At 32.1% G+C, this 25,813-nt stretch carries 24 protein-coding genes and 1 rRNA gene; all 25 read right to left on the bottom strand.

The features are described from left to right. Nucleotides 1–12 precede the first annotated feature (12 nt). Nucleotides 13–420 (bottom strand): aconitase X swivel domain-containing protein, encoded by a 408-nt coding sequence (locus JOC70_RS18115; RefSeq protein ID WP_204600278.1) that lies wholly within the window; start codon nucleotides 418–420, stop codon nucleotides 13–15. Then, nucleotides 420–1,625, bottom strand: a complete 1,206-nt coding sequence (locus tag JOC70_RS18110; RefSeq protein WP_204600277.1) for an aconitase X catalytic domain-containing protein — start codon at nucleotides 1,623–1,625, stop codon at nucleotides 420–422. The genes JOC70_RS18115 and JOC70_RS18110 overlap by 1 nt, the downstream gene beginning before the upstream one ends. Before the next feature lie 43 nt (nucleotides 1,626–1,668). Beyond that, nucleotides 1,669–2,949: a TRAP transporter large permease gene (locus JOC70_RS18105; RefSeq protein WP_204600276.1), complete on the bottom strand. Its 1,281-nt coding sequence runs from the start codon at nucleotides 2,947–2,949 to the stop codon at nucleotides 1,669–1,671. A 1-nt stretch (nucleotide 2,950) separates the two neighbouring features. Next, on the bottom strand, nucleotides 2,951–3,445 hold the full coding sequence (locus JOC70_RS18100; RefSeq protein WP_204600275.1) for a TRAP transporter small permease: 495 nt from the start codon (nucleotides 3,443–3,445) through the stop codon (nucleotides 2,951–2,953). 58 nt (nucleotides 3,446–3,503) lie between these two features. Beyond that, nucleotides 3,504–4,532 carry a TRAP transporter substrate-binding protein gene (locus tag JOC70_RS18095; RefSeq protein WP_204600274.1) on the bottom strand — a complete coding sequence of 343 codons (1,029 nt, stop codon included), beginning with the start codon at nucleotides 4,530–4,532 and terminating at the stop codon, nucleotides 3,504–3,506. Between the two features lie 146 nt (nucleotides 4,533–4,678). Next, nucleotides 4,679–5,371: a GntR family transcriptional regulator gene (locus tag JOC70_RS18090; RefSeq protein WP_204600273.1), complete on the bottom strand. Its 693-nt coding sequence runs from the start codon at nucleotides 5,369–5,371 to the stop codon at nucleotides 4,679–4,681. A 314-nt stretch (nucleotides 5,372–5,685) separates the two neighbouring features. Continuing rightward, a complete protein-coding gene (locus tag JOC70_RS18085; protein WP_204600272.1) occupies nucleotides 5,686–7,191 on the bottom strand; it encodes a hypothetical protein in 1,506 nt (501 codons plus the stop codon). A gap of 25 nt (nucleotides 7,192–7,216) precedes the next feature. Next, nucleotides 7,217–8,395: an ABC transporter permease gene (locus JOC70_RS18080; RefSeq protein ID WP_204600271.1), complete on the bottom strand. Its 1,179-nt coding sequence runs from the start codon at nucleotides 8,393–8,395 to the stop codon at nucleotides 7,217–7,219. After that, a complete protein-coding gene (locus JOC70_RS18075; protein ID WP_204600270.1) occupies nucleotides 8,395–9,072 on the bottom strand; it encodes an ABC transporter ATP-binding protein in 678 nt (225 codons plus the stop codon). The genes JOC70_RS18080 and JOC70_RS18075 overlap by 1 nt, the downstream gene beginning before the upstream one ends. Beyond that, entirely contained in the window at nucleotides 9,072–10,865 is a 1,794-nt protein-coding gene (locus JOC70_RS18070; RefSeq protein ID WP_204600269.1) for an efflux RND transporter periplasmic adaptor subunit, read from the bottom strand. The genes JOC70_RS18075 and JOC70_RS18070 overlap by 1 nt, the downstream gene beginning before the upstream one ends. 288 nt (nucleotides 10,866–11,153) lie before the next feature. Beyond that, nucleotides 11,154–13,211, bottom strand: coding sequence for a GGDEF domain-containing response regulator (locus JOC70_RS18065; RefSeq protein WP_204600268.1), 2,058 nt, complete (start codon nucleotides 13,209–13,211; stop codon nucleotides 11,154–11,156). 47 nt (nucleotides 13,212–13,258) lie between these two features. Then, on the bottom strand, nucleotides 13,259–14,095 hold the full coding sequence (locus JOC70_RS18060) for a DegV family protein (RefSeq protein WP_204600267.1): 837 nt from the start codon (nucleotides 14,093–14,095) through the stop codon (nucleotides 13,259–13,261). A 227-nt stretch (nucleotides 14,096–14,322) separates the two neighbouring features. Next, nucleotides 14,323–14,898, bottom strand: a complete 576-nt coding sequence (locus JOC70_RS18055; RefSeq protein ID WP_204600266.1) for a DUF2284 domain-containing protein — start codon at nucleotides 14,896–14,898, stop codon at nucleotides 14,323–14,325. Nucleotides 14,899–15,104: 206 nt separating this feature from the next. Beyond that, nucleotides 15,105–15,848 (bottom strand): hypothetical protein, encoded by a 744-nt coding sequence (locus JOC70_RS18050; protein ID WP_204600265.1) that lies wholly within the window; start codon nucleotides 15,846–15,848, stop codon nucleotides 15,105–15,107. Beyond that, on the bottom strand, nucleotides 15,829–16,383 hold the full coding sequence (locus JOC70_RS18045) for an RNA polymerase sigma factor (protein WP_243429189.1): 555 nt from the start codon (nucleotides 16,381–16,383) through the stop codon (nucleotides 15,829–15,831). The genes JOC70_RS18050 and JOC70_RS18045 overlap by 20 nt, the downstream gene beginning before the upstream one ends. A gap of 171 nt (nucleotides 16,384–16,554) precedes the next feature. Further along, a complete protein-coding gene (locus JOC70_RS18040; protein WP_204600263.1) occupies nucleotides 16,555–17,898 on the bottom strand; it encodes a VanW family protein in 1,344 nt (447 codons plus the stop codon). A gap of 148 nt (nucleotides 17,899–18,046) precedes the next feature. Continuing rightward, nucleotides 18,047–18,610, bottom strand: a complete 564-nt coding sequence (locus JOC70_RS18035; protein WP_204600262.1) for a shikimate kinase — start codon at nucleotides 18,608–18,610, stop codon at nucleotides 18,047–18,049. A gap of 52 nt (nucleotides 18,611–18,662) precedes the next feature. Continuing rightward, nucleotides 18,663–19,844 carry a prephenate dehydratase gene (gene pheA, locus JOC70_RS18030; RefSeq protein WP_204600261.1) on the bottom strand — a complete coding sequence of 394 codons (1,182 nt, stop codon included), beginning with the start codon at nucleotides 19,842–19,844 and terminating at the stop codon, nucleotides 18,663–18,665. Nucleotides 19,845–19,858: 14 nt separating this feature from the next. After that, nucleotides 19,859–20,929, bottom strand: a complete 1,071-nt coding sequence (gene aroC, locus JOC70_RS18025; RefSeq protein WP_204600260.1) for a chorismate synthase — start codon at nucleotides 20,927–20,929, stop codon at nucleotides 19,859–19,861. Then, nucleotides 20,910–22,187, bottom strand: coding sequence for a 3-phosphoshikimate 1-carboxyvinyltransferase (gene aroA, locus JOC70_RS18020; protein ID WP_204600259.1), 1,278 nt, complete (start codon nucleotides 22,185–22,187; stop codon nucleotides 20,910–20,912). Before aroA ends, aroC begins: the two co-directional genes overlap by 20 nt. Nucleotides 22,188–22,217: 30 nt before the next feature. Further along, nucleotides 22,218–23,273, bottom strand: coding sequence for a 3-dehydroquinate synthase (gene aroB / locus JOC70_RS18015; protein ID WP_204600258.1), 1,056 nt, complete (start codon nucleotides 23,271–23,273; stop codon nucleotides 22,218–22,220). 3 nt (nucleotides 23,274–23,276) lie between these two features. Beyond that, nucleotides 23,277–24,128, bottom strand: a complete 852-nt coding sequence (locus JOC70_RS18010; protein ID WP_204600257.1) for a prephenate dehydrogenase — start codon at nucleotides 24,126–24,128, stop codon at nucleotides 23,277–23,279. A gap of 21 nt (nucleotides 24,129–24,149) precedes the next feature. Continuing rightward, nucleotides 24,150–25,163 (bottom strand): 3-deoxy-7-phosphoheptulonate synthase, encoded by a 1,014-nt coding sequence (aroF, locus tag JOC70_RS18005; RefSeq protein WP_204600256.1) that lies wholly within the window; start codon nucleotides 25,161–25,163, stop codon nucleotides 24,150–24,152. Nucleotides 25,164–25,262: 99 nt separating this feature from the next. After that, a complete protein-coding gene (locus tag JOC70_RS18000) occupies nucleotides 25,263–25,418 on the bottom strand; it encodes a hypothetical protein (protein ID WP_204600255.1) in 156 nt (51 codons plus the stop codon). A 195-nt stretch (nucleotides 25,419–25,613) separates the two neighbouring features. Continuing rightward, nucleotides 25,614–25,730, bottom strand: a 5S ribosomal RNA gene (gene rrf / locus JOC70_RS17995). Nucleotides 25,731–25,813: the final 83 nt, after the last annotated feature.

Here is a 25,813-nt window from a genome sequence, read left to right as displayed (position 1 = left end):
TTTTTCTATAGCTTATAGAAGTGTAATTTCTCCATTATTAGTGTCTATTCTAACCATATCTCCATCCTTAACAGTTTCGTAAAATCTTGAATCAACCTTATCTACCATTGGAGTTCCAATAATTATAGCGCTAGCTACAATTACTGTTTCTGGGTTTTTAATGATCATGCCCTTAGGCGCATTATTATTTAAAGTAAGTTGATAAAGTCCATCAGCTTGAACAACAGAACTTCCCTTCGAACCAGGAAATATCAATATTTTATTTGATACGTTTTTCCCCTCTAAAGAATGTCCCTTTTCAATACAAACACCTGTCTTTGGCTCAATTAAATAAAACATTATATCATCTGTTGAAATTAGAACTTCTCCTTCTACAATACCTTCAGAAATTTTATGGCAGGAAAATACTTCTTTACTCATTATTTTACTTCTCCTTTCAATGCTGCTTCAACGCATGTTTTTAAATCCCTGATTATTAGATTAATTCCTCTACGTTTTGGGTAATAAGCAAGCTTTGGGGAATCTGTAACTCCTACTTTCCCGCTTAAGAAATGCCAGCAAGGCTGATCGGAACAAGTATCTTCAATGATATCACCACCAGCTTCTTTAATAACTTCAAGTAATCCCATTCTATCGGCCATTTCTTTAGTATGACTAGAGGTCATCACCCAAAGCCCTACAGCCAGCTTCTTTCCTTTTACGATGCTTGCAATTTCTTGAACTTGATCTAGTGTAAAATGTGGACATCCAAATAGTGCAAAGTCAACTTTTCTATTTCCAGGCTCTGATATTTGTTCAAGTATATTTTCTAAGTCCTCATTAGTTATAACTACTTTTCTTTTAGGTTCTTTCCCTCCAAAAGCCATTTTAATGGTTGGTGCTTCAGGAGTTACTCCTACTATATGATACATTCCATATGCACCAGAAGTATTAAGTTGTGCTCCAAGATTCATAAGAGCTTCTTGAGAAATCGTTTTGGGTAGTCCTGTAAACACTGGAATTCCATTGCCGATTTTTTTACCCATATACCCTAAAAGATGATATTCAAAGTCAGACTTCATATCTGCTTGAACTTCAACAAGTATATCTCCCTTACGGTTTTCATCAAAGAGAAGACCATATTCTGGTACAAACCCAGTTATAGCAGCACAAAGTGCACTTTGTGCTGCTTCGCGATTACTTCTTGCTCCCCAAACCGAGTTAACATATGGAGTTGCACTAGATTCAGAAAATGCTACAACTTCTCCATAATGAGGAATATTCGTCCCTAAATAAGGTGTGCAATTGTATGATAAAATTGCACCTAAATTTTTATATGCATTATGAGTTCTTTCCATTAATGAGGCATACTCATCTGTAACTGTTCCAAGCTTTTTAAAATATGCCAAGCAAAAACCTGGATTAACTGTAGGAGCAATTTTGCAATGAGCTCCAGCCTTTAAAAGCCTTTCTGCAAACCATAAATCTGCCTCTTGGTTACTTAATGCAACATGGGCTCTAGTAATTGGCACCATACGTTTAGCATCAAAGGATTCACCAATTGCTACTTGAATTTTCATAGCAAGGGCAGTACCCTCACCATATTTCCCATCTAACATATCCTGTTGTTCTCTTGTCAATTCCATAACTTAACCCCCTAAAATCATAATTAAATAAATTTAGTTATATTTACTTCAATAACTTCACTAAAAACATCGTAGTTGCTGGTACATATGTTGTCATTGCCAGTGCAATAAATAATGCACCTAAAAACCACTTTATATACCTCATCATGCCTCCTATAGAAATATTCCCTACCGCTGACGCTACGAAGAGATTAATTCCATAGGGTGGCGTTACAAATCCAATTGCTAAATTCATTGTAAGCATAACACCAAAAGTTATTGGTGACATCCCAAGTTTTACAACTACTGGAAGTAAGATTGGAGATAATATAATTGTTGCAGGTATATTATCAATCAAACATCCAACTCCAAGTAAGAATAAATTTATTAGTAGTAATAGTAAAAACTTATTAGTGGTAATTCCAAGAAGTGTACCTGCTATAGCTGCAGGGATTTGTTGTAAGCTAAGATAACTTGCAAATGCCATGGAAAGCCCAACCATGAAAGTTGTTATCCCATTGATTACAATAGTGTCATATAAAGCTTTATAAGCTCCTCTTAAATCTAATTCTTTATAAACAAAGGCACCAATGATTAATGAATATACAACTGATACTACTGCAGCTTCAGTAGGAGTGAACATCCCTGAGTATATCCCACCTAATACTACCACAGGAGCCATGAGTGCCCAAAATGCCTCCTTAAAAGAAATCCATATTTCTCTTGGTTTTGGCCAGTATCCAGTACCTTTATAACCATGTTTCTTTGATAAAATATAGCAAGCTAGTATAAGTACTACTCCCATAAGTATTCCTGGAATGAGACCCGCGATAAAAAGATCGCTAATTGAGGTTCCGGTAACAACTCCATAAATTACAAAAGGAATACTCGGTGGGATAATAACTCCTATGGTTCCAGCCGCTGCTGCTAAGGATGCACTAAATCCAACATCGTATTTTTTTTCTTTCATAGCTGGTATCATAAATGCTCCAATTGCTGATGTTGTAGCAACTGCCGAACCAGATATAGCTGCAAAAAACATACATGTGACTGTAGTTACCATTCCAAGTCCTCCAGTAATAGCACCAAAGCAAAGACTTGCAAAATTTAATAGTCTCTTTGCAACACCACCTGTACTCATTAGGTTGCCTGCTAATATAAAAAATGGTATTGCCATTAAAGGAAAAGAGTTAATTCCTGTTATTGAATTTTGTGTAATAAGTACTAAAGGTATATCTGAAAATAATGCTAGTGACACAAGTGTTGCTATACCAATTGCAAATCCTACAGGAACACTGAGTAATATAAGCAAAGCAAATGAGCCAAATAATACGATAGCTTCCATGTTAAACATCACCCTCCTTTGCCTTAGGTCCCTTTATAATTATTTCATATATTTGACCTAATAATCTTAGTGCCATAATACATGCACTAAAAGGTAATGCAGCATAAACAAAATACATAGGAATCCTCATTCCAGATGATACAGAACCTTTATTAACTAAATCCATTACAAGTTCACTTCCATTGAAAACCAAGAAAATACAGAAACCAAGCAAAATAATTAGTGCAATTGTGTTTATAACTCTTTGTCCCCTTTCTTTAAGAATTCCATTTAAAAGTTCTATATTTATATGCTTACGCTCTCTAAGCCCTACACTTGCACCTAGCCATGTCTGCCATATAAAAATATAACGTGTTAATTCTTCACTCCAGGATAATGAAGAATTAAATAAATATCTCATTATTACTTGTATGAAAACAATAATTACAGTAAAAATCAAACTAGCAACTAACAAATATTCTTCTAACTTATTGTAGTAGCGTGACAATTTACCCAATTGCAACCATCCCCCATATTATGTTTATTTGAGGAAGGGAAGTATTTTCCCTTCCCTTTTATTTGTTAGACTTAGCTGCTAAATCAAACATATCTTGTCCAATTTCTTTTTTATATTTTTCATACATAGGTTTAACTGCTTCTACGAACTTAGCATGATTTTCAGGTGTTACTTCATTTACCTTCATGCCCTCTGATTTAAGCTTTTCAATATATTTATCATTATCTGCAAGTTCTAAATTTCTTTGATAATCAATCAAATACTTTTTAGCACCCTCACCAACTATTCTCTGAATATCTTCTGGTAGCCCCTTGTAGAACTTGTCATTTATAATTACAGCTAAAAATCCATAGGTATGGTTTGTTAGACTAAGATATTTCTGCACTTCCTGAAACTTAGTTGCATAGATCAATGAAGCAGCATTTTCTTGTCCATCTACAGTTCCCTGTTGTAGTGCAGTAAATAATTCTCCGAATCCCATAGGAGTTGCATTTGATCCTAGGCACTTAAACATATCGATAAATACTGGGCTTTCCATAACCCTCATCTTTACGCCTTCAAGGTCTTTAGGTTCATTTATTGGACGTTTGCTATTAGTTATATTTCTTACACCATTATAATTGTACCCAAAATTGTGAATACCCACCTTATCTAAATTTTTGCTAAGCTCAGTACCAAGCTCAGAATCTACAGCTTTAAATGCAGACTCAGCATTATTAAATATAAAAGGCATATCAAGTATTCCAAATTTAGGGCTGTATGTGGTAAGTACTGATGTGGATGGCATAGTCATTTGTATAGTTCCAAGTGCCACAGCTTCTGTCATTTCTCTATCACCGCCAAGCTGCGCATTTGCATATATTTCTACAGTAACTGCGCCCTTAGATTGTTCTTCAACATACTTCTTAAATTCTAAAGATGCCTTATGTGTTGATCTGTCTTCCGCCTCAACATGCCCCAGTTTAATTACAACTTTTTTAGTACCGCTTGTCTCCTTTGATTCCCCACCTTTATTTGAGCAACCAATCATAAGAGAACAAGCCAAAGAAACAGTTAATAAAATTGATAATAACTTTTTCATTTTCATACTAATTTTCCCCCTTCTTAATTAAACCCACTGTAAACAAATTAACTTTTTATAATTAAACTAATTTTCTTTGTTTAACACCTCCTGGTTTTCTAACTATAATTGTTTGAGGATTTTATGTTAGTTTAATGTGTTAACTCTGTAAATTAATAATTCCAATCAGGGTTATTAGCAATATTTTCACCTGCTTTTTTAATATGAATTCTTAATAACTCTGATAACTTATCAATATCTCTTTCTTTCATTACCTTTAAGATTTCCATATGCTGGTTAATAGTATCCTTTTCATTGCCTAATGATTTAGCCGACATACGTTGGAATCTTAAGATTTTTAATTTTATACTACTCATAATATCAATTAAATAATTATTTTTACACTTCCTAACAATAAGTGAGTGTAATTCATTATCCCAATGCGCAATTTCGCCTAAATCAATTTTTTCACCTATATCAGCTCTGTTCTTTAACTCTATCCACTCTTTTTCAATATGATTTATTTCATCTTCTGTGATATTTTCCAATGATGATCGTAGTGCAGTACACTCCAATGCCGCCCTTACCTCAAATAATTCATAAATATCTTTTATAGTAACATGTTTAACAAAAATTCCAACGCCATTGTGTACCTCTACTAAGTCTTCACTTTCTAAAATTTTAATTGCTTCTCGTATAGGGGTTCTACTCATCCCTAAAGTTTCTGCAATTGTAGTTTCACTTAAACGATCCCCAGGTTTAATTTCATTATTTATAATAGAATTTTTTATTGTCTCATAAGCAATACTAGTAAGGTTTTTAATTTCATTCTTTTTCATACCTTTTAAACTTGCGTATTCTGCCATTAACAAGCCCTCCTTAATGTAATTATATGCAGCTATATTCTACTAATATACCACCTGTATACAGGTTACTACATTTTGGAATATTTTTCAAGTATCATTGTGAATTATCATTCCATTTTTCCGTATATATTTTGGTACATTATTAGTATGAATATTTAATATTTTAATTACTATATAAAATTACAGAAGAGATTCCTTCATGAATGTCATACATATGTTATAATTTTCAAGATATGAAAGAGCCTCCTATTTCCTAGGAAGCTCTTTGCTGGTATTATAAACTTTTTATTTAACTTGTCATTAGGCCAGTATCTTTACTCATATATATCCAATATTTCACCGTTTATACCTAAAATAAAAACTCTAGTATTCCCAGTATTAAGTAAATTATTAGATTTATCGATATTTAGTCTATTTTTATTAAAATAGTTGCTAAATGTATAATTTTTCGTCTCCATCCCATCTTCTTCCAACGTAATACTACTAGGATTAAATCTATTTGGCGAAATGGATTTAATTTCTCCGTAAACAATATTATTATATACGTAAATAAAGCTATTTCTTTTCCATAAATCAGAAACTAAATAAACTACATCATTGTCATAATATGTTATTTCATCACTAGGCAAATACTTACGTCCGTCATTATCTCTAATTCTATAAATATAGTCATAGTTGGCATCGCTCATCAATTTAGTAATTTCTTTATTATCATATTTATATATTAAAGGTTCATTACTGAAAACCGGATCAATAATAACACAATAATCATTATCACCATTGCCATCCTTCGCTAGTATTATTGAAGAATATGGCTGAAGTGCTTTAATCGCAACATTATAATCTATATTTTCTCCATGATAATAATATGCTGAAGCCTTTGGCAGTGACATAGTTTGAGATGAGCCATTTTCATCAATATAAGTTATAGTCGAATCGGATACTTCTGATACAGCATAATTTACCAAAGTATTTTCTTTTGGTGAAACCTTTGTAATAACAGTACCATCAATATATAGTTTATATTTGCCCCCAATTTCAGGTGCTGCAACTCCTCTTTTTAATGTATAGCTACCTGTATCTGTTAATATTTGACTTTCTGATAGATTATCTGAAGTCTTTGAATTTCCAAGTATTAAAGTCTCAACTAATTTTCCTGTCACTGTAGTATCACTATAGTAATTATCTGAGAAAAACTTATCACTTTCTGTTGAACTTGATTTCTTCATTACAGAATCAAAAAGTCTATCAAGCATTAGTGCTTCCACTCCAACAGTTAATTTATCATTTTTATTCAATGTAATACCTTCTGTTAAGTCCAGTGTTGATGCTTCTTGAATATAATTATTTGGCCAGGATGCTCCCTGTAATTCCTCATCTGAGTCTTTATACCCAAGAAGTCTTATAAGCATTGTGCAAGCTTCTCCATAACTCACAGCTTTATCTTCTTGAAAAGTTCCGTTTGGAGTACCATAAACTACTCCTTGATTTACTCCCTGCTTAGTTCCTAAATTAAGGCCAACATTTATATATCCACTTAGTTCGCTATTTGAATCTATATCCGGGAATATAGTTGTTCCCTTGGAATTTTTAGCCGTATTTCCTAAACCCTCAGCTATAACTATAGACTTTACAAACTCTCCTCTTGTAACAATCTTATTAGAATCAGTTACAGATGAATTAATAATACCCAGTCCCTGCAATCTTGTAAGTGCTGATGTATACTCTAAAGTTTCTGCAGAAACCAAGGAAGATCCGATTATAGTAAATAACATTGCAAGAGCTAACATCAAGCTAATTCTAGACTTTTTTAGTTTCATTTTCACACCATCCTTTATTGCTATTTTATTCATACATTAATGCATCTACTGGATTTAAATTTGCAGCCTTGTTTGCAGGATACATTCCGAAAATTATACCTATTACAAGTGAGATTGCAAAGGAAGCCACTATCCATGGTATGGAATATACTTCTGGTGCAAGGTTAAATCCACCAATAACAAATTTTATAACACCTACTCCAAAGAAAATCCCAGCTATTCCACCTATTCCAGTAATTACTATAGATTCAATTAAAAATTGAGTAAGTATATTTGATTTTTTTGCACCTATAGCCTTTCTTACTCCTATTTCTCTAGTTCTTTCAGTTACAGATACTAGCATAATATTCATTATACCTATACCGCCTACTATAAGAGATATAGCTGCTATACCTGCAAGCACTGTAGTCATAGTTGACGTAACAGAATTAAGCGTTTCTAGTACTTGCTCCATATTTGTTACTCTAAATGCATCAGAGTTCTTAAAAGTTTTAGTAAGAAATTCTGTTAAAATTGTAACTGCCTCGTCTACAGTTTCAGCACTAGTTGCTTTAGCTGAAAAATTTCTTATGGTTGCTGATTGGCTTAGTCTTGTTGCAAGGCTTACTGGTATAATGACTCTATCATCTGTTGAGGAATCTGCTCCATTTGCAGTTTGCGTAAGCACACCTACCACTTTAAACTGCTGCCCAGATATTTTAATATTTTTGCCTATTGGGTTATCCCCACTAAAAATGTCGTTTATAACTGCTGTGCCTACTACTGCTATCTTTTGGTTGTAATCTAAATCTAGCTGCATTAAAAATCTACCGTCTTGGACAGTAACACTATTAATATCTGCATATTCAGGGCTAGTACCTAAAATAGCAGTGCTTCTGCTTTTATTGCCTGCTTTTACTGTAGCATTAGTAGAAGCCTGAGGAGATATACTTGCAATTATATTACTATTTTCCTTTTGAAATTTTGAAAGATCATCGTAACTAACATTTCTATTACTTCCTCTCCCAATTATATTAATATTAATTAAGTTTGTACCAAGACTAGAAAGAGAATTAGTTATATTACTAGTACTGCCTTGAGCAAAGCCTACAGCAATAATTACCGAAGAAACGCCAATAATAACACCTAGCATTGTAAGAAAAGACCTTACTTTGTTTGCAGCAATGCTCTTTATGGCCATTTTATAGATTTGTGCAAATCTCACTATATCATCTCCTTATCCTCGATAATTTCTCCATCTTGTATTCTTATAATACGTTTAGCCTGCATAGCAAGACTATTATCGTGAGTTATAAGTACCACTGTATGTCCTTCTGAATTAAGTTTCTTCAAAATCCCAATTACTTCTATACCTGTTTTGCTATCTAGTGCTCCAGTAGGTTCATCAGCTAATAACACTGGTGCCTTTGTAACTAAGGCTCTTGCTATGGCTACTCTTTGCTGCTGTCCTCCAGAAAGCTCATTGGGTTTATTGTTCATTCTTTCACTAAGACCAACAATTTTTAAGGATTCCTTGGATCTTTTCTTAGCTTCCTTAGCATTTATACCTTGATAAAGCAGTGGAAGTTCTACATTTTCTAAGGATGATAACTTTTGAAGTAAGTTATATTTTTGAAATATAAATCCAATTTTACAGTTCCTTATTTGAGCTAATTTATCTTGTTTTAATTTGCTAACTTCTTCACCATCTAACTTATAACTACCTGAAGTGGGTACATCTAAACATCCCAACATATTCATAAGTGTGGATTTACCTGATCCTGAAGGACCTACTATAGCTACAAATTCATGAGGTTTTATATGCAAATTTATATTATTAAGTGCTATTACCTTATTTTCGCCCATGGTATAGATCTTAGACATATTGGTTATGCGAATCATTAAAATCCACCTCCAGGGCCTTGTTGAACTCTAACCCCACCTACAGGCATCCCCCCACTCATACCGTTTTTATTAGTTGTTTTCTCACTTGCACCTGAAGCTTTATTTTGAGGTAAAATCACTACATCTCCTTCATTTAACCCACCTTTAATTTCAATATAGGAATCATTGTTTACTCCCATTTGAATTTCTTTTCTTACTGCATTGGCATAATAGTTTTCAGATCCACTAGATCCATTATTCTGTTTTAAATCTTGCAAAACTGCATTCCCTCTCTTGTTACTATCGTTGCTTAATGCTCCATTTTTATTTTCAGTATTTTGTGGAGCGGTTCCTGACTTAGTATTGCCTTCTCCTTCTTTAACCCAAACATAGTTTTTCTTCTCAGATGTTGTTACAGCTTCTATTGGAATATATAAAACATTTTGCTTATTGTTTACTTCTATTTCAGCATTTGCATTCATGCCACCTTTAATCTTATCAAGTTTATCATCTATTTTTATAGTTACTGGAAAACTTGTTACTCCATTAGATGCAGTCCCTTCAACAGCAATCTTAATAACCTTTCCAATTAGGGGAGTTGCTTCCGTCTCTTCCATTGCATCAATAGTTATATTTACCTTTTGGCCAACAGAAATCTTTGCTATATCAAGTTCATCTACAGATACATCAAAATCCATTTCAGTAGGATCTGAAACATTAGCTACTTCATCTCCAGACTTTACAGTGTCACCAACTTTAAAATTAATCTTTGTTATAACTCCGTCAATAGGCGAAACTATTTTATAGTATTCAAGCTGCTTTGAACTTAAAGCAATTTTTTCTTGTGAACTTGTTATTTTTAAATCTGAAGATTGCTTATTTCTAATTAGGTCGTCATTTTCCATCTTCATTACTACAGTACCAGCTGAAATTTTTTGATTTTCTCTAACAGAAATACTTTTAACTGTTCCTCCAGTTACACTTGTAACTGTTTGTTTGTTTATATAGCTTAATGCTGCTGTATTTGTACTAGATACCTCTCCTTTTGAAGTATTAATTTCTGCACTAGCAGTCATTCCTTCAGTTAGTGTACCTGGATTATTCATTTGAATCTCAACAGCGTAAACCTTTCCACCAGCTGTAGCAACAGTTGGCTCACTGCTTATATAAGTTACAATTCCATTTACTGACTGCATTAAGGAAGTTAAGTTTACATTTGCTGATTGCCCCTTAGAAACCTTTTTAACATCTGTTTCATTATATGTTAGCGTTACCTTTAACTTAGAAGTATCAGTTATAGTGATCACTGTTCCTCCAGCTTGAACTTTATCTCCTTCACTAACTGCTATATTAGTTACATTGCCTGTTAGAGAAGCTTTTATCGTCAGATTTTCTACAGCTTCATTGTTCGCACTAGCTGTTAATTGATTTTGTAGAAGTTCATTAGTACTTGTAGAAAGAGTTGACTCAAAATCTGAAGCATCAAATTCAGCTATTATATCTCCAGCTTTAACAGTATCCCCTTCTTTAAAATTTATTTTTGTAACTGTAGCGCCAATTTTGGAATAAAGTATTTTAGAATTGGGGAAATAAATAGAATTAGAGCCAGACACAAATTCTTGTATATTACCTCTTTTTACAGTTGCTGTTCTTTGAACCACTGCTGTCTTTTTTCCAAATAACTTTTGCTTAATAGTTTTGTTCGTAAAAGCTAAGCTAGTCAATAAAGCTAATATAGCAAGAACAATCATTAATTTAAAATACTTTTTTACAGATAAGTTCTTGAGTTTTTGCTTTAAATTTGCTTCCAATACTTGTCACCTTCCATTCTTTTTAATAATGTTTATATTTAAATAAACTTGTCCAAATTTTAAAGTTTGTGCCCACTTTATGTACATATTGTAACAACTATAGAAAATCATACACTTTAATTCCTTATATTCTAATGTTTTCCATAAATATATTATCAAAGCAATATAACAGTTATATCTCATTTTTATTAATATTTTGTTAATAACTTTCACCTATAGGTATAGTTTTTTTCTATAAAATGGGCTGTCGCACTAAAAATTAGTACGACAGCCCATTTTATAATATTTTTAATTTTCTTTAAGTTTTCCATTGAAAAATTCAATGAAATCTTCGCCGCACATAGGCCTTCCAAAAAAATAACCTTGCATTTCATCACAAGTATTTTCTTTTAAAAAATCAACTTGCTCTTGAGTTTCTACACCTTCAGCAACTACCTCTAATTCAAGGCTTTTCCCTAGTGACATAATTATTGAAGCAATTATGGAATCATTTTTTTCTCCACCTATTTCACTTACAAAAGACTTATCTATTTTTAATTTATCTACAGATAAACTATTTAACTTACTTAAGGATGAGTATCCGGTTCCAAAATCATCTATAGAAAATTTTACCCCCATTTCCTTTATTTCATTAATAGTTTTAATAGTATACTCTACATTTTGCATAGCTATACTTTCTGTAATTTCTAGCTCTAAGTATTGAGGCTCTAATCCTGTTTCCTTTAATACTTCCTGTACAACCTTTTTTAAATCTTGTAAATGAAATTGAAGTGTGGAAAGGTTAACAGATATAGTTAAAGGAGGAAATCCTAAGTCTTGTAGTGCTTTGTTCTGTGTGCAAGCAGTACGCAATACCCACTCTCCAATAGGTATAATTAATCCCGTTTCTTCAGCTAAAGGTATAAATTTATCAGGTGCAATCAATCCTAAACTTGAGTGTTTCCAGCGTATCAAAGCTTCTGCTCCAATTAACTTCTCTGTTTTAGCATGCACCTTAGGCTGATAATATACTGTAAATTCATTTTTTTCCAAGGCATGACGTAAGCTATTTTCTAAATTTAATCGCTCTAGAGCTTTTTCACTTAAAGACTCTGTATAAAATTCAAAGCTACTTCTACCCATTTTTTTAGCTTCATACATAGCAACATCAGCATTAGATATTAAAGTGGTACTATCTTCACCATGTTCTGGATAAATAGCAATTCCAATACTTGCAGATATATAAATTTCATGAGAATCTATCATTAATGGCTCTTTAACCACACTAATAAGCTTTCTTGATAATTTGATTATATCTTCCTTACAAGTGATTTTAGACAATAAAATTATAAACTCGTCGCCTCCTATTCTAGCAATAGTGTCAGCTGGAAGTATATGTTTTTTTAATCTTTCAGCAATTTGTTGCAATAACTTATCTCCAACATCATGCCCAAGAGTATCATTTACAAACTTAAATCTGTCTAAATCAAGATACAATATAGCAAATTTTCTATTAACAGACTTACTTTTAGCAATTTCGATGTTTACGCGTTTTTTTAATAAAAACCGATTAGGTAGTTCTGTTAGATAATCGTAAAATGCATGATGTTTTATTATTTTCTCATAATTTTTTCTTTCGGTAATATCTCTAAAAATAAGAGTGAAAAATTCCTCCTCACCTACGCCAAACTTGCTTATCGTAAGTTCAAGAGGTAAAATTGACTTATCTTTTCTATAACCATTTAACTCTATATTATTATTTGCTAATGTATTATGTCTGTAATTAAATTCTGAAATAAGTATATTAATGTTTTTCCCAACTAATTCTCTAGAATTATATTGGAATATTTGTTGAACCGCATTATTGATGTATTTAATATTCCCATTACTATCTATGCTTACAATTCCTTCAGTAGCATTATCAATTATTGAACTTGCAAATGCCTCCTCCTGATTAAGATTTTTTTCAGTATATTTTGTATATAGTAACCGACTTATACGTTTTCGTAAGACAGCCCAATTTATTGGTTTGCTAATATAATCAGTAGCTCCAGCTTCAAAGGCTAGATTTATGGAGTCTTCATCTTCTATGGAAGTAATTATAATAACAGGAGTGCTATTTCCTCCAGGCAATTTCTGCAGCCGTGCGCAAGCATTAATACCATTTAAATCTGGCATTAAATAATCCATTAAAATAATGTCTGGTTTCTGCTCTAAAAAGAGTTTGAGTGCTTGATTACCATTTTCTGCTTCAATAACATTATATCCTTCTTCTTCTAAAAGATTTCTCATTGTATATCTCATAAATCTAGAATCATCTGCTACTAGTATCGAAAAGTTTCTTTTCTCAAATATTTCTGCAATCATGTTATTTTAATGCTCCTATTATTCTATAATTTTTTCTCTAGCAATATCTAAAAAGCTACAACTATTCCGCCATCATCTGCATATGTTGAGCTTAATCCACCCATTTCAACAATAACTATATCTTTAAAATTATATTTCCTTAGTATCTCGTCCTTAAAATTCAAGGCCTTGTCTAGAGCATTACAATGTGCAATTCCAAGTACTTTTTCTTCTAGGTTACTGCCCTCTTCTCCAATAATTTCTACAAATCTTTTAAAAGCTTTTTTATATCCTCTTGTTTTTTCAACCAACTTTATAGTGCCTTCTTCTGTAGCTCCCATAATAGACTTAATGGATAACATGTTTGCGAGTTTAGCAACAATAGGATTTAGTCTTCCTGCCTTTGCTAGATGATCTAAGCTTTCTAATAAGAAAAAAGTCTTCATTTCTTTTATATAACTTGTAACTTTTTCTAGAATTTCTATATCGCTAAGGTTTTTCTTAGCCAATTCATTGATTTTAAGTGCAATTAAGGTTTCCCCAGCTGAAGCACTTAAAGAGTCAAATACATGAATAAACTTTTGGCCTACTTCTTCTAAAAATATGTTCTTAGCTAGAATTGCGCTATTATAGCTTCCACTTAATTTATTGGATAAGGTAACTACAAAAATACTTTCATCCCCTTGGTATCTTTTCATATAATCTTCTGGAGATGGGCACGATGTTTTAGGTGAATTTTCACTCTCACCCATAGCCTTAACATAGTCTCTTATATCTAAGCTTTCATCATCTAAATAATTTTTATCTCCTAATTGCAAAATTAAAGGAGCAATGTCAATATTCATATTTTCCTTCAATTCCCTTGATAAATCACAACTACTATCTGCAACAATCTTTACTGCCATGTCTGTCCGCCCCCCTTATTTGTTTGATAGTCAATTATTTACATAATATGTAAATTTCATCGTTTTTTTATGTATTAAATACATATTTCTCCACTATATAGTATATTATATCATATGAAACACTTAATATTTCCATGAAATTAATTAATCTTTATATTATATTTATACTTAAATTTCACACAAAAAAAGAACCACCTTTAAGCAGTTCTTTTTGATTGTCTATTAACTTAAATTTCTATTGTAATATCATCTTTATTTGTCAACAACCCACTAACAAGCGTGTAGTATTCTGGTAATTTTCCATCCTTTGCCCATTGAAGTTCTATCCCTAGCAATTTGCTTAATGTCTTTCCTACATCTCCCCCAATAGACTCTATGGAGTATCTCATCTTATCAGGATGAATACAATGCTTATCTATCTTTCTTTGACAAATTTTACAAAGCTTGCAGCTTCCTGCAGCTAAACTGATAGCACCTGGATAATCTTCTTCTAGCTTCCAAAGCTTCTCCATTAAAACTTTCTTTTCCTTCCAAAGAGCTTCTTGCATTTGCTCTTTTGCTATCTCTATATCCTCTAAACTATTGATTACATCTTTATCAAATATAACCTTTGTTCCTATTATGTAAACATACTTATACTTTTCCCATACTCCTTCAGCGTCAAAATTAAACTCTGGACAAGACCAATTTTTCCCGTAACTATCACACTTCTTACAGTAACCTAAAAATTTAGGTACATCCACATAATTTTCAATGTAATCCTCTGTTGTTGTCATAACTACATGAGATTCTATTTTATACATTCATAACCCTCCTAATCTAAAAACCTATTTAATAGTATTCTACATAAAACAAAAGTACCCTTCATAAATCTTCTGAAATTATTTGGCTTATTAACAGATTTAATTGCATAAAAAACAGCCCATATGGACTGCTTTTATTTTTATCAGTGAATTATTTTATTCTTTTGGCAAATACCATTAACTTGCCACTTGCCACGTGGGTGGCACTATTCTATTATCTTAAACTCCTTAAGCATGTTATCCATTCTTGCTCCATGTCCCTCTTCAGCTTCAATAAATAACTGCTGTTTAATTACAAAGGTTCCTCCCTTTGTATTATCAACTAAATAGTATCTTAGAACTGTGCTATTGAAATTCATTCCGCTATTTGCATATATTAATGTAGACTTTAGTGGATAATTAACTACGCCCCTATTTTCAACCTTTTGATATTTGCCCTTAAGTTCGTCTTGAATTTGAGAAGCTATTGCATCTGGCTTTTTTCCCTCTACTTGGGTAATTTCCATAAACACTTCTGGTGTATTTTCTCCCTTTATCTTTGCAGCTATTTTATCATTTCCATCCATTTTTGTCATAGTGTATCTTTCTTCATCAATATAAATTATATATTTTGCTGAGCCCTCCTTTAAAGCTACATTGCTATCTTCATCCATACCTTCTATTTGCTGTTTAACAACTTTATTTGGAACAAATAATTCTTTTATTTTATCCACTGCAGCCTGACCATACTCTGTATTTAAGCCTATAACAAGTGTAATTGCTGCTGCAATGCTCCCATATTTCATGAAACTTGACATTTTATTTCTCTTCCTTTTAACAATTTCCTTTCTCTTCATATCTAAATTCAATTCTCTTTCAATATTACTCCATACCATATTTTTAAGTTCTGTAACCTCTTTTGTTCCTTCAAGAAGAGCATCTTTTATTTTTTTATCTTCTATTTGATTCATAATTTTCACTACCTCTCTCAAGTTTTTCTATTAATGTTTTAAGTCTTTGTCTACCTTTAAAGAGCCTAGATTTTATTGTATTTACATTAATACCCAATATCTCAGCAATTTCGTTTTCTTTAAATCCCTTTAAATATTTTAAAATTATAGGAATCTTATTATTATCATCAAGACTTTCAATAGCTTTATAAAGACTTTCGTATTCCTCAAATTTACGCTGATCTTCTATAACCCCTTGTAAATTATTTTGGATAAAATCATCTACAAGTATTGTATTTGAGTTTTTACTAAGTATTCTGTTACATTCATTGACTAAGATTCTATAAAGCCAAGGCTCAAAAGGTTTATCAAAATCAAAACTTCCGACATTTTTGTAAATTCTTATAAAAGTTTCTTGAACAGCATCTGCAGCATTCATTTTATTTCTTGTGATAGCCGATGCAGTTCTTAATGAATACTCTGCATACTTGTTATACAATTGTTGAAAAGCTTCTTTGTCCCCCTCCCTGATTTTCTGCAATAATTCTTTATCCAAATTTGCCACTCCTATCTCAAACATAATTTATCCGGATTAATTAATGTTCTTACTATATATACCCTAATAAGATGAAATAAGTTTTTTGTTCCATGTATGGAATTTTATTATAAAATTTTCTCTAACAGTAGTACTTTAACTTATCACTAAAAAAGTAAATTGCAATGCAATTTACTTTTTAGTACCTCTTATTATTTCTCCATTTACCGGTGTATAATAATCATTTGAAACTAATTCTGTATTAATTAGTTTTCCGTTTTCAAAGGTTTTTCTATACACATTTACTTTATATCCATTAGAACCATATTTGGTCACTAAATTATCACCTTCTAATCTGCTATCATCATCGGTGTATTTAATAGTTGGCTGTACTACTGAAACCTCTGTAGCCATTTCATAGGATCTTTTTTTCAACTCCTTATCAGCATATATATTGAAGTATACATTTTTGTTTTGTACATATCCTTCAATATATATAGGTGTATTTAAAGTGTTCTTAAATTTAAAATCTATATTTCCCCAATCTACTGTAGCATCTAGTCCCTTAGGAACATAGGCTAAAGATAATGTGTGATTTCTTCTCTCAGAAGATTTGATACCAGACTTTAACATGGCATTATATAAGGTGCTTGATACCTGGCAAATGCCTCCACCAAGACCTGATTCTACTTTATCTCCTATAATAACTCCCGCTGACTTATATCCTCTTTCAGCTGTGCGTTCTCCTACTATTTCATTAAAGCTAAAGGTTTCCCCTGGCATAAGAACAGTTCCATTGATAGCATTAGTTGCTAGTTTAATATTATTAATTCTATTTGCCGTTGAAGTAGAAAAGCTTGTACTATAAGAAGCAATAGGGCTATTAATAGCAGCTAACTTTTCCTGAGTAATCTCTGGCTTAATAGTTTCAATTGGTGCATTAATCTTAATATTTTCTTTTGAAATTTCTCCATTAATCTGTGCTGCAATAGCTTGTCTTAATTTATATTTTTGAAGTTCTACTCCATTAACTTCAGGAGTAATCATTATATTTCCATTGGTTATAGATATTCTTGCATTTTCAGGATTTCTATTTATCTCTTGTTCTATTTTATTAATTAATTCATCTACAGGCTTTGAATTATAAGTAAAACTTAATTTATATTCTTTCTTTTGGTCTCCCTTAATAAGCTTATATTTTTCAATTACATTTCCTTGTTTTCCATAACTAAAAGCTTCTTTTACAACATTATTGATATTATATTTAGCTTCAATCTTTTTATAATCTAATACATATATCTTATCATTTACATGAATTTCAACTTTTTTTGCAAGTAATGCTTTTCCATACTTTTCATTTATAAGTTTTTCTGCCTCTACAAACTGTTTACCGCTTACATCTATGTTCTCTATATAAACTCCTGGGTAAATAACATCATTCCAATTGTCTCCTGTAGCATATACATAACGTACTGGAACTATACCCATTGTTAATAATGCTAATATAGTAGTTGTAATAATCATCTTTTTCTTCATCTGTGTGTTCCCCCTTGTTTAATTCTTATATAATATATACCCAAGAGGATTTGAAAAAGTTTTTTGAGTTAATGTAAAATGCACAAATTAAATTAATCCAGTATCTCTAAACTATGGATATACTGGATTATTTAAGTTACATATTCATTTATTCAACACTACTAGTTTCAGTAATATCAGCTTTCAGAAAAGGATTAGAAATCTTTAAGAAATCAAAAATCTTTTTTATGCATTCTTCCATGTCGACATTCTCTATTTTATAATCGCAATGTTTATTATATAATTCATACCTATCTTTAAAAAGTTCATATAGTTTTTCAGGCCCATCTTTTAACAAAGGTCTGTTTTTTATATCCACATCCTGTGCTATGTTATCTACAGGTCTATTAAGAAATACTATAATCCCATTTTGTCTTAAAGCTTTTATGTTTTCCTCCCTTTTTATAACCCCACCTCCTGTAGCTATGACCTGAGGAACTTTAGATGATACCTCTTTCACTGCTATGCTTTCAATACTTCTAAAATGCTCCTCTCCCTTTTGGAAAATTTCCGGAATACTTTTACCATCTTTTTTAGTTATATATTCATCTATATCACAAAACTCTATATTTAGTCTTTTAGATAACTCTTTTCCTATAGTACTTTTACCCGAGCCAGGCATTCCAATTATCACTATATTCTTAGTTAACCTACTATCACATAATCCTTTCATATACATTATCCACCGTTTCACTATTAATCTTTATATAAAGTACACTATTTAATTATTTATTAATACTGTGTGCTCTATAGTTTCCAAGCAGCTTAAAATCATAGCTATTGTTTCTAAGCTCTCCCATAGCCTCTTTTACAGATTGACTATCTAAATTTCCTTCAAAATCAATATAAAAAAAGTATTCAAAGGACTTATCTACAATAGGTCTTGACTCTATTTTTAACAAACTTAAGTTATATTCAGCAAAAATGCTTAAAATATTATAAAGAGAGCCTGCCTTATGGGGAAGAGTAAGTATTATACTAATCTTATCATAATCACTTTGTAACTCTAAGTTCTTTCCAATAACTATAAATCTTGTATAGTTATTCTTATTATAATTTATATTTTCCTCTATTATATCCAAATTATAAATTTCTCCAGCTCTTTTACTGCCAATGGCAGCTTTTAATTTGCTGTTTTCATTTTTTATTAACTCTGCGCTAGCTGCTGTGTTTCTATAAGGTATTTTCTCCCAATTAGAATAATCCTTTAGAAACTCTCCGCTCTGCTGCAAAGCTTGAGGATGAGAATATACTTCTTTTATATCTTCTATTTTGGTTCCCTTTATTCCTAAAAGATTGTGATTTACCTTTATAGTTCTCTCTCCAACTATGAAAAAACCGTATTTTCTTAAAAGATCATATACTTCTACTATACCTCCTGTGGATGAGTTCTCAATAGGAAGCACTCCGTAGTCTATTTCATTATTTTTTAGTGCTCTAAATATATCTTCAAATTCTCGCACATTATGGATAGTTACCTCATCTCCAAAATACTCTAATAAAGCTTCTTCGCTAAAAGAACCTGGTACCCCTTGAAAGCCTACATTTATTTTATCTTTTTTCGGTACACAGGCAGCTTCATTACTTACTAAATACTCAAGTTCACTTTTTTTATCATCTTTCATCTCTATATTATATTCAAAAATTTCCTTTGCTTGAGCCTTTCTGCTAATGGTCATTACACTTTTTAAAAATTCTGCCTCTGCCCTCTTAAATCCTTTATTTTTTAAGAACTTTACGTTTTTTTCAATAACCTCATCTTCTCTACTTTTATTTAATATAGGTATATTATTTTCCTTCTTATATTGAGCTACCTTTAAAACTGTCTCCATTCTCTTTTCAAATAACTCTACAAGCTGTTTATCTATTTCATCAATTTCATTTCTCAAATTCTGCAAAATGTCCATTAGATTATTCCCCTTTACACTAATTCTAATATACCCATAGCTGCTGCTGCTTCTACCACTGGCACAGCCCTCTGTACAATACAAGGATCATGCCTACCCTGAATTTCTATTGTAGTATTTTCATTCTTACAAATATCTACTGTTCTCTGCTCTTGTGCTATGGATGGAGTCGGCTTAAAGGCTGTTCTAAATATCACTGGCATTCCGTTTGTAATTCCACCTAAGATTCCACCATTATTATTTGTATAAGTTTTAATTATCTTATTTTCAATATAAAACTCATCATTTGCCCCTGAACCTTTCATTTTAGATATTCTAAAGCCTGCTCCAAACTCAACCCCCTTAACTGCTGGAATTGAGAATAAAAGACTGCTTAGCATGCTCTCTACTGAGCCAAAGAATGGTGACCCCACCCCTGGCGGCAAATTTAAAATTGCACATTCTACTATTCCGCCTATTGAGTCTAAGTTTTCTCTTGCATTTAATATCTCTTCCTGCATACTTAAACTTTTTTCTTCATCTATAGTTGGAAACTCTTTTTGTGATAGCTCCTTTAATAAATCTTCTTTAATATTAACTTCATCGAAATATTCTTCTTCAACAGTTCCAATAGACTTTATATGACTCCCAATCATTATTCCTTTTCTGCTTAGAATTTGCTTTGCTAAAGCACCAGCAAAAACGATAGGTGCAGTAATTCTTCCTGAAAAATGCCCCCCTCCTCTATAGTCATTGAAACCGCTAAACTTTACTTTTCCTGTATAATCAGCGTGTCCAGGCCTCATTAAATCTTTGGTTTTTTCATAATCCTTTGAGTGATGGTCACTATTTCTTATTACAGCACAGAGTGGAGTTCCAGTAGTTTTATTATTAAAATAACCACTTAAAATCTGAAATTCATCTTTTTCTTCCCTAGATGTAGACAACTTGTTTTTCCCTGGAGCACGTCTTCTCATTTCTCTATTTATCTCCTCTAAATCCAGCTCTATTCCTGGCTCTAAACCATCTATTGTAATTCCTATTGCCTCTCCATGAGATTCACCAAAAATTGAGTATTTTATTTTGCTACCCCACACTCCACTCATCTATATTCCCCCCCAGCATCTTAAAATCTTTCCAGAATTCCGGATAGGATTTTGTAACTGCATTACTATTTGTTATTATAATAGGTTCTTCGCATTTAATTGATGCTACTGCCATTGCCATTGCTATTCTATGGTCATTCCAGCTGTCTACAGTTCCACCCTTTAATGAGCTCTTTCCCCTTATTATTAATCCATCTTCAGTTTCTTCTATATCCGCTCCTACTTTAGTAAGCTCTGTTTGCATAGCCTTAAGTCTGTCACATTCCTTTATTCTAACTCTTTCAGCGTTTATTATTTTTGTAGTACCTTCACTTAATGCTCCTAGTACTGAAATTATAGGAACAAGATCTGGACATTCTGAAGCATTAATTACAATTCCTTTTGTTTGAGACTTACAAACTTCTATAGTATCTTCACTAATCTTAATATTTGATCCCATTTCTTTTACTATATCAAGTATTATTTTATCTCCTTGGAGAGAATTTAAATTTAAATCCTTACATTTTATATTAGCTCCAAGGATACCTGCAACTATCCAAAAGGCCGCCTGCGAAAAATCTCCTTCTACTCTGTAATCTCTGCTTATATACTTTTGATTTCCTTTAATATAAAATTCTTTATAACCCTTATTTTCTATTTTAACTCCAAACTTATCCATGCAATCTATAGTTAAATCTACGTACCCTTTAGACTCTAATTCTGTGGTTACTATTATTTTAGAATCTCCTTCTAATAATGGAAGCGCAAACATAAGTCCAGTAACAAATTGAGAACTTACATTTCCCTTAACATAAAAGGTACCTGACTTTAGGAATCCCTTTACCTTTAGAGGCAGCTGTCCATTATTGTTTTCATATTGTATGTTTTGATTTTTGAACATTTCATAATATACATCTAAGGGTCTCGACACAAGCTTTCCTCTTCCTTCAAAACTTATCTCTTCTCCAGTAAGTAATGCTAATGGTATTAAAAATCTCAAAGTAGAACCAGATTCATTACAGTTTATCATACTGTTTACCAAGCTTAATTTTGATTTGCCCTTAATATTTATACTTTCATCCTTTCTATTAACTTCTATTCCAAGGCTCTCCATACCCATTGTGGTAGCCTTAATGTCCTCTGAAAATATAATGTTATCTATATTACTTATCCCTTCTGAAAGTCCAGCACATATAACAGCCCTATGAGCTAAGCTTTTTGAAGGTGGAATTTTTATATCTCCTTTTAAAGGTGATGGTGTAATTCTTATATTCCCCACTATGTCATCTCCTTTCGTGCTTGTATATTTTTAAATAAAACTACTTATTTTTTCTTTTTCGATTTTGTGTATAAAGCTTTCTCCAATATCTTTTAGGAGTATTATATCTATAAATTCTCCTTTGCTTTTTTTATCAAAAGAAATTGCTTTAAGTATACTCTCCCTATCTTCTAGGTAAATTTCATGTTCAAGGTTATGTTTACTTAGAACTTCCCCTATCAATTCAGCAGTTCCTTTTTTAGTTAGATTCATTTCCTCACTTTTTTTAGTTATGATGTACATCCCCAGTGCAACAGCTTCCCCATGGGTATATTTTTCAAAGTTATAGTATTTTTCAATAGCATGCCCTAAGGTGTGTCCAAAGTTTAAAATCATTCTATCATGATTATCCTTTTCGTCTTTTTCAACCACTTCTTTTTTTATACAGCAGCAAGTATAAATTATATCTTCAATGCTTTCTAGAATCCTCTTCTCATCACATTCCATTAACTTATAAAACAATTCCTTATTTTTTATACATCCATATTTTATTACTTCTGCCATGCCATCATAAAAAAACCTTTTATCCAAAGTATCCAGTACATCTGGATCTATGAAAACTGCCTGTGGATGATAAAAGTTTCCAACCAAGTTCTTTCCTCTTGGTAAATCTACAGCAACTTTTCCACCAATACTACTATCTATCTGCGCTAGAAGGGAAGTTGGTATCTGAATATATGGAATTCCCCTTAAAAGTGTAGAGGCTGCAAAGCCTGTTAAATCACCTACAACTCCTCCACCAAGAGCAATTATAAGATCTCCTCTTGTAATTTCTGCATCTAAAATATTATTATACAAATTCACAAGTTCCTCTATTGATTTACTTTTTTCCCCTGGTTTTACTACTATTTTAAAGACTTGAAAGCCTGACTTTTCTAGCGTAGATTTTACTTTCTCTCCATAAAATTTGTCTACATTTTCATCTGTTACTACAGCAATTTTTTTATTAGAATATATTTTCTTTATTTCTTCTCCTAATCGTCCTAATACCCCTCTTCCTATATAAATGGGGTAACTCTGTTCAGTAAGATTTATCCTAAGTTCCATAAGTTAGGACATCTCCTCTCTTTTTTTTCTTGCCTTGTTTAAAATTTGTCCTAAAACCTCAGCTTCATCATTTATTAAAGCATTTTTTATATTTGCTATATTTTCTTGAAATTTCTCTATTTGAGCAATTAAATTATCCTTATTTCCCATAAAAAGTTCAGCCCATAGCTTTGTATTTATTCTAGCAATTCTAGTAAGATCTCTATAACTATCACCAGTAAATTTCCCTATATCAACACCAAGGTTATCACTATTTACCAAAGATACTGCTATTACATGAGGAAGCTGGCTTGCAAAGCCAATAACTTCATCATGTTTTTCTATGCTTAACCTTTCTACATTTTTAAAGCCAATACTTCTTGAAACATTTTCTATTAGTTCTATGCTTTTTTCTTTATTTTTATCTGTGGGAATTATTATATAGTTTGCTCCTTTAAATATTTCCTCGGAAGCATATTTTACTCCCTCAAATTCCTTTCCTGCCATTGGATGTCCAAAAACGAAATCTATGTCTTCTCTTAAAACATTATTTATTTCCTGAGCAAATTCCTTCTTTATTCCTGTAATATCTGTTATTACTGCTCCTGACTTAAAATTATCTATATTATTCTTAATAAAGTCTTTTATCATTTTAGGATAAACGCATATTATTACTAAATCTGATTCTTTTAGAGGAATCTCAGGATCCGTGAAGCCTTTATCAATAATCCCACTCTTCTCCCCAAAGCTTAAGGCTTCCTCATCTATGTCAATAGCGTAAATCTTTTTTGGCTTTAATTTTTTTAGGGCTAGGGCATAGGATCCTCCCATAAGCCCCAGACCTACAATTGTTATATTTAAATCTAGCCCCCTCATATTTGCCCCCTATTAATATCCTTAGATTTCTCTATCTACTGCATTTGCTATTATAGATAATGTCTGCATAAGTGAACTGAACTTTTCAGGCTTAAGGGATTGCGATCCATCACTTAATGCCTTTGCAGGATTATTATGAACTTCTATCATAAGTCCATCTGCTCCCACTGCTACAGCTGCCTTTGCTAGTGGTTCTACAAGCCACCAAATTCCTCCTGCATGACTTGGATCCACAATTACTGGTAGATGACTGTGTTTCTTTATTATAGGAATGGCACTTAAATCTAAGGTATTTCTTGTGTAAGTTTCATAGGTTCTTATTCCTCTTTCACATAAAATAACATTTTCATTTCCACCTGCCATTATATATTCTGCTGACATTAAGAATTCATCAATAGTAGCAGCTAATCCTCTCTTTAAAAGTATTGGTTTATTTGTTTTACCTAATTCCTTTAAAAGATCGAAGTTTTGCATATTTCGTGCTCCTACTTGAATTACATCTACATCCTCTACAAATCTTTCTATATACTGTGGAGACATAATCTCGCTCACTATTGGAAGTCCTGTCTTTTCTCTAGCTATTTTTAAAAGTTCAAGTCCTTCAAGTCCCATCCCTTGGAAACTATATGGTGAAGTTCTTGGCTTGAAGGCTCCTCCTCTTAGGAATGTAGCTCCTGATTTTTTAATTTCTTCTGCAAGTCCTACGATTTGTTCTTCACTTTCTACTGAACAAGGTCCTGCCATAACAGCGAGCTTAGTGCCCCCAATAAGTTCACTGCCTACAGGTATTATTGAGTCTTCAGGATGGAACATTCTATTTGCCTTTTTATAAGACTCTTGCACATGAATTATCTTTTCTACTTCTTCATTTGCTTCTATTTGTGCTGGGTCAATGATACTTGTGTCACCAACCAGACCAATTACGCAGCGCTTTTCTCCTTTGATTTCCTCTGCTTGAACTCCTTTTTCAATAATTTCCTTCTTGATTCTCTCGATACTTTCTCTTGATGCATTGTGTTTCATTACGATAATCATTTAAATAGCCCCCTAAAAATTTTTTTATAAAAAAAGAAGACCCTTTTTAATGAGTCTTCTTTAAATATCTTTATAATGTAATACACTATGACTTTGTAGTTACAGAAAATTTATTTCTTGTGTATTAATTAACTCATTAGAATTAAACCATATAGATTTTTGCCAAGCCAAATAACCAGCGTTAAAAAAATAACCCCAGTTTCTAAAGTAATATGCATATTGACTTGTCATTCCTCTTTTAATTAGGTTTTCCATGAGTTTTTCCTCCAAATAGTCATATTAATAACTTGATTTTGTTATTGTGTTAAATTATACCACCATTTAGTCTCATGTCAATACTTAATTTTAAAAAAATTGCATGATAACGATTTACAGTTTTAAAAAATTATATGATAACGATTTACTAAAGGAAATAAAAAAAATCCTGTAGTAAAACCACAGGATTTTTTTATCTGGCAACAACCTACTCTCCCACCGGGCCTCCCCGGCAGTACCATTGGCGCTTTGAAGCTTAACCTTCGTGTTCGGAATGGGTACGGGTGTTACCTTCAAGCTATAATCACCAGATATTATAGAAAGAACTATGTTCTTTCAAAATTGCACAGAGTACTATAAATTAGATCAAGCCCTCGACCTATTAGTATCAGTCA

The organism is Clostridium pascui, from assembly GCF_016908015.1.
Lineage (GTDB): Bacteria > Bacillota > Clostridia > Clostridiales > Clostridiaceae > Clostridium_AK > Clostridium_AK pascui.
The sequence above is the reverse complement of the archived record's forward strand: the minus strand, read 5'-3'. Positions and strand labels throughout refer to the sequence as shown.